General features: G+C 51.3%; 4 protein-coding genes and 3 pseudogenes. All 7 read left to right on the forward strand.

The window, feature by feature from the left end:
• Nucleotides 1–337: pseudogene (locus I656_RS0117275) on the forward strand (DUF4351 domain-containing protein); the annotation flags it as partial.
• Nucleotides 338–717: 380 nt separating this feature from the next.
• Nucleotides 718–1757: pseudogene (locus tag I656_RS0117280) on the forward strand (Bug family tripartite tricarboxylate transporter substrate binding protein).
• 54 nt (nt 1758–1811) lie between these two features.
• Nucleotides 1812–2267: a tripartite tricarboxylate transporter TctB family protein gene (locus tag I656_RS00085; RefSeq protein ID WP_020756975.1), complete on the forward strand. Its 456-nt coding sequence runs from the start codon at nt 1812–1814 to the stop codon at nt 2265–2267.
• A 13-nt stretch (nt 2268–2280) separates the two neighbouring features.
• Nucleotides 2281–3806: pseudogene (locus tag I656_RS00080) on the forward strand (tripartite tricarboxylate transporter permease).
• Between the two features lie 76 nt (nt 3807–3882).
• Complete coding sequence (locus I656_RS00075) at nt 3883–5493, forward strand: sensor histidine kinase (protein WP_033007020.1); 1611 nt, start codon at nt 3883–3885, stop codon at nt 5491–5493.
• Between the two features lie 13 nt (nt 5494–5506).
• Entirely contained in the window at nt 5507–6199 is a 693-nt protein-coding gene (locus I656_RS00070; protein ID WP_015375032.1) for a response regulator, read from the forward strand.
• A gap of 59 nt (nt 6200–6258) precedes the next feature.
• The gene (locus tag I656_RS00065; protein WP_015375031.1) at nt 6259–7194 is read left to right on the forward strand and encodes an AEC family transporter; all 936 of its coding nucleotides are present in this window, start codon (nt 6259–6261) and stop codon (nt 7192–7194) included.
• Nucleotides 7195–7255 lie beyond the last annotated feature (61 nt).

A 7255-nucleotide genomic window follows, 5' to 3' on the forward strand; every position in this document is an offset into this window, starting at 1 on the left:
AGTCGAGTTGAAAAAAGAGTTTTTGCGCATGTTGGTGCGATTGGAGCTGGATGAAGCGAGGCAGCGGCTGCTCTTGGGCTTTTTTGAAACATATGTGAAGTTGTCGGAGGAGGAAGAGCAACAACTGCAAAGAGAGGTGAGGGCGATGGAAACGAAAGAAAAAGAGCAAGTGTTGGAGCTGATCATTTCCTATGAGCAAAAGGGAAGGAAACAGGGGATAAAACAAGGAATGAAACAGCTGATCCGCAACATGGCGCGCAAAGGAATGAAGGCGGAAGACATTGCTAGGTTGGTGGATCTTCCAGAGGAAGATGTTTGGGAATTGCTTGAAGAGTAGGGGAATCAAATACAAGTGGCGGCCATCTAACGAGGACAGTTGGCGGCGGCAAAAGAGGTAGAGGAAATCACTGATTCGTAAGTGATCGATTGTAGAAAACGGATGATCGTCCGGTCACATGAAAGAGGAGGAACAAAAATCAGAAAGTATGTACCGTGCCAACGTTTTATGTACCGTCGGCCTTGAAGGCTGGCGGTCTTTTTTTTGCTTTGAGACTCCAGCGTTCCCCGAGGCGTCTTGGCCATATCAGGTCATGTTGATTATACGTCCATGAACAAAATGCACAAAATTCATTTTATTTTCAAAAACTTCACGCTCATCCCGCGGCATGGTAAGGTTGTGATTGAAAACGTTATCAAAAAACAAGGGGGCAGGGAGAAATGAAGAAAACGAAATGGTGGGGATTGCTCGCCGCAGGGATGATGACACTGGCTTTGGCGGCCTGTGGGGGCAATGAATCGGCGGGGTCGAAATCGTCCGGTTCGAACTCTGGCTCATCGGCCTCAAACTATCCGACGAAGCCGATTACGATTGTTGCTCCGTCTGGGGCGGGCGGCGGTTGGGATTTAACGGCCCGCGCGATCACCAAGGTGCTCGATGAGACGGGGCTCGTCAAACAGACGATGACGGTCGAAAACAAACCGGGCGGCGGCGGGGCGGTTTTTATGGCTGAGTACGCCACCCAGGATGTCAAAAACGATTACAAACTGTTTGTCAACTCGCCGCCGATTATCATCAACAACCTGAAAAAAGAAGGGAACAGCCCGTTCGGCTACAAAGACACGACCCCGCTCGCCCAGTTGACGAAAGACTTTGGCGCGATTGTGGTTAAAGCGGATTCGAAGTTTCAAACGTTGACCGACCTGCTGAACGCCATTAAACAAAATCCGAAATCCGTCACCATTGCCGGAGGATCGGCGCCAGGTCGATGGACCACTTAGTGGCGATTTTGCCGATCTATAAGTCGGGCATCGATCCAAAATCAGTCAAGTATGTTTCGTACGATGGCGGCGGAGAAGCGATGGCGGCGCTGCTTGGCGGCAATGCGGATGTGATTGCGACGGATGCGTCTTCGGTTGGCGAATATTTGAAAGCCGGCAAAGTGCGGGTGCTGGCGGTTTCCGCTCCTGAACGCCTCGGCGGAGTGCTGAAAGACGTGCCGACGATGAAAGAGCTTGGCGTTGATGCCGAGTTTACGATTTGGCGCGGCGTGTTCGGGCCGAAGGAAATGTCTTCGGAAGCAAAAGCGTTTTGGGAAGAGACATTGAAAAAACTGTCTGAGCATGAAAAATGGAAAGAAGAGCTGCAAAAACAAGGTTGGGAAGCAGAGTACCGCAATTCGGAAGAGTTTACGAAATTTTTGCAAGAGCAAGAGCAGCAAGTCGGCGACCTGCTGAAGTCGCTTGGCATGCATAAATAAAACGAGGGGGAAGAACATTCTTCCCCTTTTTCGTAAAGAACAGGAGGCAGAGCGATGAACAAAACGGCTGACCGGATCGCGGCGGTGGCGTTTTTGGCTGTGGGCGCCTTGTTTATGGTGGAAAGTTTGCGCATATCGAAAAGCGCCTACGGAAGCGCTGTCGGGCCGAACGTGTTTCCGTTTTTGCTTGGACTTGTGTTGGTTCTCTTAAGCATCAAGTTGTTGTTGGAGACGAGACGTTATTCAGAGGCGACAAGTGAGAAACCGCCGCGGCAATATAAAAAGTTTCTTGTCATTTTCATCGCCGCCATTTTCTATGCGGCGTTGCTTGAAACGGTTGGATATGTGATCACGACATTTCTGTTTCTTGTGATCGGGTTTCAAACGATGGAAAAAGGGGCGCTATGGAAGTCGATCGCCATTGCGGCTGGCTTTTCCCTCGGTGTCTATGGCCTTTATGTGAAACTGCTGCAAGGAACATTGCCGAGCTGGCCGATTTGGTTCCAATGAAAGGAGGGGCATCATGGACACACTATCGTTTTTGTTTGACGGATTTCAGACGGCGCTTCAGCCGCATAACTTGCTGTTTGCGTTTATCGGGGTGTTGATCGGCACGGCGGTCGGCGTGCTTCCTGGGATCGGGCCGATGAGCGGGGTGGCGCTGCTCATTCCGGTGACGGCGTCGATGACATCGGGCTTGAGTCCCGAACAGGCGGCCGCCAGTTCGATCATTTTGTTGGCCGGCGTCTATTACGGGGCGATGTACGGCGGGTCGACGACGTCAATTTTGTTAAACACGCCCGGGGAATCATCGTCTGTTGTCACGACGCTGGACGGCTACCAAATGGCGCGGCAAGGCCGGGCTGGAGCGGCGCTGGCGATTGCGGCGATCGGTTCGTTTGTGGCGGGGATTGTGTCGCTCATCGGTCTTGTATTATTAGCGGAGCCGCTGTCCAATGTCGCCTTGAAGTTCGGTCCGGCGGAGTATTTTTCGCTTATGCTGCTGGGGCTTGCTGCGGTGAGCGGCCTTGCCGGCAAATCGATGACGAAAGCGTGGATCATGACGGTGTTCGGCTTGTTGCTTTCCACGATCGGGCTCGACAACGTCTCTGGCGTCGCACGCTTCACGTACAACATTTCCTATTTGTATGGGGGGCTGGAGTTTTTAACCGTAGCGGTCGGGTTGTTTGCGTTGGGAGAAGTGTTTAGAGCGATTCTCCATCGGGAAACGAACGAAGGGGAAATTGCTAAAATCGGGCGCATCTTGCCAACCAAATCGGACTTGAAGGAAAGTGCCGGCCCGATTGCCCGCGGGTCGCTGCTCGGATTTTTCATCGGCGTGCTGCCGGGAGCCGGAGCGACGTTGGCCTCATTTTTCTCTTATATTCTTGAAAAGAAAATCAGCAAACATCCAGAAAAATTCGGCCAAGGGACGATCGCCGGCGTCGCGGCGCCCGAGTCGGCGAACAACGGTGCGTCTGGAGGCGCGATGATCCCGCTGTTGACGCTGGGCATTCCAGGATCGGGAACGACGGCCATTTTGATGGGTGCACTCATTATGTACAACGTCCAGCCGGGTCCGTTGTTGTTCGATGAACATCCGGCTGTCGCCTGGGGATTGATTGCGAGCATGTTTATCGGAAATGTGATGTTGTTAATTCTCAACATGCCGCTTGTGAAACTATTTGCGAAAATCATCCAAACACCGACGAAGTATTTGTTGCCGCTCATTATCGCCATCTCTGTATTCGGCGTGTATGCGGTGCAAGTGACGACGTTTGATGTGTTTCTGTTGTTGGCATTTGGCTTGCTCGGCTATTGGCTTGCGGAACACGACTATCCGCTTGCGCCGCTTGTGCTGGGGCTTGTGTTGGGCCGATGATCGAAAACAACATGCGCCGGGCGTTGACGGCATCCAACGGGGACTATCTCGTGTTCGTTGAAAAGCCGATTTCGCTCGTCTTGTTGGTCATCGCCTTGTTGTGGATTGCCGTGCCGTTTTTCATGAAATTACGAGGAAAAACCGTCATTGTCAATGAAGATATGTAATAATAGAAAGAAAGGCTTTCTTCCTTAAGTTGGAGGATGGTCTTTCTTTTCATTTTTCCGTTTGGGGGACAGCACGATGAAACTGCAAACACGGTTGATGATGATCATTTGTTCGCTGCTTTTGTTTGTCATCGTGTTTCTTACGTTTTTATTCCAACATATGTTTGCTGAGACGCTCAAGCAGCAAATCGGCATGCGGGCGCTGAACGTGGCGGAAACCGTCGCGTCCACCCCGCTTGTGCGCGAGGCGTTCCGCGACCCCGATCCGTCCGTGCGCTTGCAGCCGTTTGCCGAATATATTCGCCGAAAGACAGGGGCGGAATACGTCGTCATCGGCAACCGCCAAGGAATCCGCTATGCTCACCCGCTGCCGGACCGGATCGGCAAACCGATGGTCGGGGGCGACAACGGTGAGGTGCTCAAAGGCAAGGCCATTATTTCGGAGGCGGTCGGTTCACTCGGTCCGGCAATCCGCGGAAAAGCGCCGGTTTTGGATGAAAACGGACATGTGATCGGCATTGTTTCGGTCGGTTTTTTGCTAGAGGATATTCGACAAACGGTGTGGTCATATAGCCTGAAGATTTTTCTCTTCTCTGTTCTTGCCCTTTTGCTCGGAGCGGTGGGGGCCGTGGCGATCGCCAAGGCGGTGAAGAAATCGATTCATGGCCTTGAACCGGAAGAAATCGGTTTGCTCTACCAAGAAAAGCAGGCGATTTTAGAGGCAATTCGCGAAGGAATGGTGGCCATCAATCAAGAGGGAACGATTACAATGGTCAACCAAACGGCGCTGAAGCTGCTTGGGTATGAGAACGAACGCGATGTGCTGGGAATGCCGATCTTGCAGCTTATTCCCCACTCGAGGCTGCCTGAAGTCATTCGGACGGGGCAGGCGGAATTTGACGATGAAATGGTGTTAGGTGAAGAAACGGTCATTGCCAATCGCATTCCGATTAAAGATAAAGCGGACCGCGTGATCGGGGCGGTGTCGACGTTTCGCAATAAATCAGAACTGTATCGCCTGACAAAAGAGCTGTCACAGCTGCGAAGTTATGCCGATGCCTTGCGCGCGCAAACGCACGAATTTTCCAACAAGCTGTATTTGATCTCTGGCCTGATTCAACTGGAATCGTATGAGGAAGCGCTTGAACTGATCGCAAAAGAGACCGACTTGCAACAAAACATCGTCCGGTTTGTCATGAAAGAAATTCCAGATCCGATCATCGGCGGTCTGCTGATCGGCAAGTTCAATCGCGCCAACGAGCTGAAAATTGTGTTTGAAATTGATCGGGAAAGCAGTTTCCGTGATGTGCCGTCATGGATGGACCGGGACCATCTGGTAACCATTATTGGGAATGTCGTAGATAACGCCATGGAAGCCGTTCTCCATAACGGAAAGGAAGAGAAACGGGTGGCCGTTTTTTTGACTGACCTTGGCGATGATTTAATTATTGAGGTTGAGGATAACGGATTAGGCATTGACCCAGCTGTAGCGGAACGGATCTACGAGCGCGGCTTTTCAACGAAGGCGGCCGGAGGGCGGGGGTATGGGCTTGATCTAGTGAACCGGGCGTTGACAATGCTCGGGGGGCAAATGACGCATCGATCGGAGCAAGGAGCAGGCACGGTATTTACCATCATGATCCCAAAGCGACCGGCCCATGTCGGTCGGCAGTGCCGCCAAGGCTAGAAGGAGGGAACCGATGTTGCCGATTCGTGTACTGATTATTGAAGACGACCGTCGCATTGCGGAAATCAATCGGCGCTTTGTTGAGAAAGTGAACGGTTATGAAGTGGTCGGCATCGCCACGAACGCTGAAGAGGCAAGGGAATTGACGGAGGTGCTGCGGCCAGACGTGTTATTGCTTGATGTCTATTTTCCCGACATGGACGGCCTTTCGTTTTTGAAATGGGTTCGTGAACATTTTTCTGATATTGATATCATTATGATTACCGCAGCCCGGGAAGTAGATGTACTGAAACAAGCGCTGCATGGCGGGGTGTTTGATTACATCATCAAGCCGATTATGTTTGACCGTTTTGCGGAAACGTTAAATCGATACAAGGAGTATTATGACAAAATGCAACGGTGGGTGAAAGAGAAAGAGTGGATTGGCCAAGAAGATGTTGATGCATTAATTGGAAGAGAAGTGTCCGTTAAGGACCAGCCCATGTTGCCTAAAGGCATTCAGCCATTGACCCTAGAAAAAGTGTTGGCGGTTGTGAGACAGTGCCCGGAAGGCATCACCGCTGAAGAAGTGGGGCGGCAAATCGGAACCAGCCGGACGACGGCCCGCCGTTACTTGGAGTATCTCGTCTCTGTCGGCCAGGTGACGGCCGATATTGCCTATGGATCCGTTGGGCGGCCGGAACGAGTTTACAAGAAGAAAATGTAGATATGGATTTTCAAAAATGAAACATCCATTATATGGATAAAGAAAGAGAGGAGAGCGTCTTGGCTGTTTTTAGCGGCATTTTATTGCAAGTGATGGTTCCGATGTTGTTGATTGTCGGCTTGGGGGCAGGGCTTCACCGCTTCTTTCATCTTGACCTCAATACGTTATCCAAATTGAACATGTACGTCCTGCTGCCGGCAGTCGCATTCATCAACGTGTATGACAGTGAGTTGAATGGAAAGGTGTTGGCGGCCATCTTAGGATTTCTCTTGTTGCAAAACAGCGGACTGATCGTTTTGAGTATGATGATGGCCAAGTTATTCAAATTGGAACGGAGTTTGTCAGCCGTATTTCAAAACACTATTGTGTTGAACAACTCAGGTAATTTCGGCATCCCGGTCAGTCAGCTTGTATTTCATCAACATCCGCTCGGGGCGACGATTCAAATTATGGTGACGATCTTTCAAAATTTCTTGACGAATACATATGGGGTATACCAGTTTGTATCCGGGAATGGAAAAAGAGGGAAATGGACTGCGGAGATATGGAAAAATCCCGTTCTTCACGCGCTGTTGCTTGGCGTAGTTTGTCGATGGCTTCATATCCCCATCCCATCATTTTTATGGGCGCCGCTTCAGCGGGTCGCCGATGCGTTTTTAGCCATCGCTCTCTTTACGTTGGGAGCGCAAATCGCCTACGCCCGTTTTACTGCCTTGCCGCCGCTTGTGTATGTGAGTGTGTTCGGGCGCTTGATTTTGTCGCCGCTGTTGGCTGCGTCTTTGATCTTTCTATTAGGAATGGATGGAGTGACGGCTCAGGCATTGCTCATTGCCAGTTCCTATCCGTGCTCGCGCAATACGGCGCTGTATGCACTCGAGTATGACTGCCACCCAGATTATGCCGCCCAGGCGGTGTTGGTGTCGACCTTGTTGAGCGCCATTACCGTGACAGGCGCAGTATATGCGGCCCGGCTGCTGTTTCCGATTAGCGGATGAAAACGGGGCAAGCTGTCGTCGATCCCCAATCGTGCAAAAATCCCGGGGGATCGACGACAAT

Origin of the sequence: Geobacillus sp. WSUCF1, from assembly GCF_000422025.1 — a bacterium.
GTDB classification, from domain to species: Bacteria; Bacillota; Bacilli; order Bacillales; family Anoxybacillaceae; genus Geobacillus; species Geobacillus zalihae.